Below are 4346 nucleotides of genomic sequence, written 5' to 3' on the forward strand. Positions count from 1 at the left end.
CACGACCCGGCGCAGTGGACCGACATTCCGGCCGCGGCGCGGGAGAAGCTCGCGGGGGAGCTGCTGCCCGAACTGATGAGCGTGGTGCGGCACATCAGCTGCGACGACGACACCACCCGTAAGACGCCGTCAAATGCGTGAAGGCGTCCAAATTGCGGGTGGACTCGCCGCGGGACGTGCGCCAGGCGTACTCCTTGCGGATGGCGGTGGCGAAGCCCATTTCCAGGAGGGTGTTGAAGGGGCCGTCGGCGTTCTCCAGGACGCTGCCCAGCAGGCGGTCGACCTCTTCCGGGGTGACGGCTGCCAGGGGGAGGCGCCCGACGAGATAGATGTCGCCGTGCCCGTCCACCGCATAACTGACGCCGTAGAGCTTGGTGTTGCGCTCCAGGAGCCAGCGGTGCACGGCGGCGTGGTTCTCGTCGGGGTTGCGGACGACGAACGCGTTGACCGAGAGGGAGTGCGCGCCGACCGACAGCGAGCACGTAGTCTGCAGCTTGCGGGTGCCGGGAAGCGTGACGACGTACGTGCCGTCCGCGGGGCTCTCCCACTCGAGACCGGCGTCATTCAGCGTCTGCTCGATCGCCGCCCGCGCCGCGGCGCCGGCGTCAACAGCGTCTACGTCACCCATGCGGCGATCGTAGGCGACGTCGCCGTTCCTGCAACGCGGCGGCGTACACCTCGGCGGTGGACTGCGCGGCGGCGTCCCAGCCGAACCCCTCGGCGTGCCGTGCCGCCGCGGAGCCCAGCCGCTCGGCCAGACCGGGGTCGGCGGAGAACCGGCGCAGGGCTCGGGCGTACTCGGCGGGGTCGTGTCCGGCGATCAGATAGCCGCTGACCCCATCCCGTACGGCGACCGGCAGCCCGCCCACGGCGGCGGCCACCACAGGGGTGCCGCACGCCTGCGCCTCGGCGGCGACCAGCCCGAAGGACTCGCTGTGGGACGGCATGACCAGCACGGACGCCGCCCGGTACCAGTCGGCGAGCTGTTCTTGGCCAACTGGGGGCCGGAAGTGGACCAGGTCGGCTATGCCGAGCCGCGCCGCGAGCTTCTGCAGCCCTTCCGGCTTGGCCAGCCCGCTGCCGCTGGGCCCGCCCACCACGGGCACGAACAGCCGGCGCCGCAGCGAGGGGTCCTCGTCCACCAGCAGGGCGACGGCGCGCAGCAGCACGTCGGGAGCCTTCAGCGGCTGGATGCGCCCGGCGAACAGCGGGATCACCGCGTCCTGCGGCAGCCCGAGGCGGGCGCGGGCCGCGGCGCGGCCGTCGCCCGGACGGAAGCGGTCGAGGTTGACGCCGGGGTGCACGACGGCGGTGCGGTCGGCGGGTGCGTCGTAGTGGTGCACCAGTTCGCCCGCCTCCTCGGCCGTGTTGGCGATGAGGCGGTCGGCGGCGCACACGATCTGTGTCTCGCCGATGACCCGGGCGGCCGGCTCTGGGGTGTCACCTTCGGCGAGGGCCGCGTTCTTGACCTTCGCCATGGTGTGCATGGCGTGCACCAGCGGGACGCCCCAGCGCTGCGCGGCGAGCCAGCCGACGTGCCCGGAGAGCCAGTAATGGGAGTGCACCAGGTCGTAGTAGCCGGGCCTGTGGCCCGCCCACACCTGCATCACTCCGTGCGTGAAGGCGCACAGCTGCGCGGGCAGCTCCTCCTTGGACAGCCCCTCGTAGGGGCCCGCGTCGATGTGCCGGACGAGCACGCCGGGGGCCAGCTCCACGGTGGGGGCCAGCGCGCCTGTGGTGGCGCGGGTGAAGATCTCGACCTCGGTGCCCTGCGCGGCGAGCTGCCGGGCCAGTTCGACGATGTAGACGTTCATGCCGCCCGCGTCGCCCGTCCCCGGCTGGTGGAGGGGGGAGGTGTGGACGCTGAGCATCGCCACTCTGCGGGCACGGCGGGGGCCGGGGAGGCGCAGCAGCGGGTTCCTGAGCGAATGCGTCGGGTGCGGGAGCGCGGGGCGTGCGCCGCGCCACTGACCGAGCCGGGACACGTCGAGCCGGGACACGTAATGGCTCACGGTTCCGATGCCTCCTCCGTTGCGGGCTGCCGACGGTGCGATACGCGGTACGCGATACGGGCGATACGGGACCAGGCCGGGCGCGGCCCTCGACGGAAAACAGCGGAAAGGTTGCTCGCTCTTCCTTCTCCACCCGTCATTTTGCAAAACTGTGACAATCGCATGGGTGCGTATCCTCGACTCCATGCCGCGTATCCCCGCTCCGTCACCTCCAGTCCGGCTTCCTGCCGGGCGGCCGGGCGGGCACCCGGGGGGACGGGCGACCGACCGGCCGGTCGGTACGGTCACGCGGGGTACGACGAACCCCAACCGGCTGCGGCGGATGGACCGCTGGATCGCCGCCGCGCACGGCGCCGCGCTCCGCCGCTCCCCCGTTCCGCCCACCGCCGTCGACCTCGGCTACGGCGCCGCCCCCTGGACCGCCGTCGAACTGCTGGAACGGCTGCGCAAGGTGCGCGCCGACGCGCGGGTGTACGGCGTCGAGATAGACCCGCAGCGGGTCGCGGCAGCACGCCCGTACGAGCGGGCCGGGCTCGGCTTCGTACGGGGCGGGTTCGAGCTTCCCGTCCCGGAGGCGGGGGCCGGTGGGCTGGCGCTGATACGGGCGGCGAACGTGCTGCGGCAGTACCCGGAGGCGGAGGTCTTCCCCGCGTGGCAGCGGCTGTGCGCGCGGCTGGCGCCCGGGGGGCTGCTGGTCGAGGGCACCTGCGACGAGATAGGCCGTCGGCACGTTTGGGTCGCCCTGGGCCCTGAAGGACCCAGGACGGTGACCTTCGCCGCCCGCCTCGCCACCCTGGCCACCCCCTCCGACCTGGCCGAACGGCTGCCGAAGGCGCTGATACACCGCAATGTGCCGGGTGAAGGCGTGCACGCCTTCCTCGCCGACTTCGACCGTGCCTGGGCGACGGCGGCCCCCTACGGCGCCCTCAGCGCCCGCCAGCGCTGGGTACGGGCCGTCCGCGGCCTCGCCGCGGACTGGCCACTGACCGATGGCCCCCGGCGCTGGCGCCAGGGTGAGGTCACAGTGCGGTGGAGTGCTGTAGCACCCCGATGAGGGGGTGCCCCTGCCTGTGCGCTGCGGGCTGCGGCCACGTTGTGGCTGGTCGCGCAGTTCCCCGCGCCCCTTCGGGGCGCGTCTGTCCTTGCTGCGCTGCGCTTGGGAGGTCTGCGCCAGAGGCGCAGGGCTGGCAAGCGCAGCCCCCCACGCGGGGCACGTGCAATCCGTGGGCTACGCCCAATGGTGGCCGAAGGTGAAGCGCGCGGCTTCGACCTCAAGACGCTGGTCGGCGTGCAGCACGCCGAGCGCGTAGGCGGTGGCCGGAGCAATACGCGGAGTCGCAGCGGCCGAGGCGGCGGCAGCCGCCGCAGCCGCGGCTTCCCGGTGCCGCTCCAGCGCTTCGCCGGCGGGCCGCAACCGCGGATCGGGCTCGGCGTCGGGCCCCAGCACCTCCTGCGCGTAACGGTGCAGCCGCAGCAGCACCCGTACGTGGTCCCAGGCCGCGTCCTGCCTGGCCTCGGTGGCCAGCGAGCGGGAGAGCCCGTCCGCGTTGTACGGCGCTCCGGCCCGCGAGAGGGGCAGCGCGGCGACGGCCTCGGTGAGCTGGCGACGGGCCTGGTCGGCCAGCGGAGGAAGGACGGCCCGCGCCGGCCGGCCCGCGCTCTCGCCGCCCGGGCGGAACGGGGCCTCCGAGGCGAGCAGCGCCACCGCGTCGGCGACCGCGTGGAACCGGGCCGAGCCCAGCGCCTGCAGCGCGGCCGAATGAGCCCGCGTACGGGAGAGGGTGAGCTGGCGCTCCAGCAGCGCGCCCGCGCGGGCGGCGCCCACCGGGAGGGCGCCCCGCTCGCGCGTCGCCGCACCGCCACGGCCGCCCCCGCCGGGCCGGGGCACCGCGCCGCCCGCGGTCCTGGCACCCGCCTCGGCGCTCTCGCGGCCCGTTCCCCCGCCGCCGCTCGCCAGCCGGTGCAGGGCGCTCAACAGCCGCTCCAGCCGGGCCGCGTAGGCGTATTCGCGGGCCACCGCGCCCGCCAGCCAGCTCAGTTCGGTGCGCAGGTTGTCGGCCCAGACCGGGTCGAGCAGCGGACGGTAGGTCACCAGGGCCCCGTTCAGCCGGCGAGCCGCCGCGCGGAGTACGTCGACGGACGCCGCGGCCCGCGCGGGGTCCGCCGCACCGCCCCCGGCTCCCGAGCCGCTGCCCGCACCGCCCGTGCCCTCGGCGTGGGCACGCAGCCCGCGCAGGAACTCCGCGGCACGCTCGTGCAGATACCCACCGAGCACCTCGGCGGCCGTACCCGCCATCCCCTCCGGCGCGCTCGCGGCCACCCCCGTGGCCAGGC

Annotated in this window: 4 protein-coding genes and 1 pseudogene; 2 read left to right on the top strand and 3 right to left on the bottom strand. The window is 74.6% G+C overall.

Annotation, left to right across the window (positions count from 1 at the left end):
• Positions 1–126 (top strand): annotated as a pseudogene (locus ITI46_RS35295) (dual-specificity RNA methyltransferase RlmN); the annotation flags it as partial.
• Here ITI46_RS35295 and ITI46_RS33400 read toward each other — a convergent pair.
• Together ITI46_RS33400 and mshA are read right to left on the bottom strand one after the other, a co-directional pair.
• Positions 95–628 carry a type III secretion system chaperone family protein gene (locus ITI46_RS33400; RefSeq protein WP_209243697.1) on the bottom strand — a complete coding sequence of 178 codons (534 nt, stop codon included), beginning with the start codon at positions 626–628 and terminating at the stop codon, positions 95–97. The pseudogene ITI46_RS35295 and the gene ITI46_RS33400 overlap by 32 nt on opposite strands.
• Positions 621–2012 (bottom strand): D-inositol-3-phosphate glycosyltransferase, encoded by a 1392-nt coding sequence (gene mshA / locus ITI46_RS33405; protein ID WP_209243698.1) that lies wholly within the window; start codon positions 2010–2012, stop codon positions 621–623. The genes ITI46_RS33400 and mshA overlap by 8 nt, the downstream gene beginning before the upstream one ends.
• 322 nt (positions 2013–2334) lie before the next feature.
• On the opposite strand from mshA, the gene ITI46_RS33410 reads away from it, so the two are divergent.
• Positions 2335–3066 (top strand): class I SAM-dependent methyltransferase, encoded by a 732-nt coding sequence (locus ITI46_RS33410; RefSeq protein WP_209243699.1) that lies wholly within the window; start codon positions 2335–2337, stop codon positions 3064–3066.
• 174 nt (positions 3067–3240) lie between these two features.
• On the opposite strand, the gene ITI46_RS33415 is transcribed toward ITI46_RS33410, so the two are convergent.
• Positions 3241–4308, bottom strand: a complete 1068-nt coding sequence (locus ITI46_RS33415) for a CHAD domain-containing protein (RefSeq protein ID WP_209243700.1) — start codon at positions 4306–4308, stop codon at positions 3241–3243.
• Positions 4309–4346: the final 38 nt, after the last annotated feature.

The sequence above is a fragment of the Streptomyces oryzae genome (assembly GCF_017676365.1).
Taxonomy (GTDB): Bacteria; Actinomycetota; Actinomycetes; order Streptomycetales; family Streptomycetaceae; genus Streptomyces; species Streptomyces oryzae.